Origin of the sequence: Azohydromonas lata, assembly GCF_034427735.1 — a bacterium.
Lineage (GTDB): Bacteria > Pseudomonadota > Gammaproteobacteria > Burkholderiales > Burkholderiaceae_C > Azohydromonas > Azohydromonas lata.
Genome location: NZ_JAXOJX010000298.1, coordinates 1 through 209, shown reverse-complemented (window position 1 = coordinate 209; position 209 = coordinate 1). Strand labels below are relative to the sequence as shown.

At 67.0% G+C, this 209-nt stretch carries 1 protein-coding gene; it reads right to left on the bottom strand.

The features are described 5' to 3' along the window. A partial coding sequence (locus SM757_RS35480; RefSeq protein ID WP_322468935.1) for a nitrogenase component 1 occupies positions 1–209 on the bottom strand: 209 nt, incomplete at both ends.

Here is a 209-nt window from a genome sequence, read left to right as displayed (position 1 = left end):
GCGGCGGTGCCGGCCTTGCCGTCCCAGAAGTGCTTGAGCACGCCCAGCAGCGCGTTGTCGTAGCCGGTGATGTGGCTGCCGACGAAGGCCGGGGTGTGGGCGAAGGGCACGTCGAACTCGGCCGGGACGCTGCCCTTTTGCTTGGAGTTCTTGATGAAGGCGTCCAGGTCGTCGCCGATCACCTCCGCCATGCAAGTCGTCGAGACGGC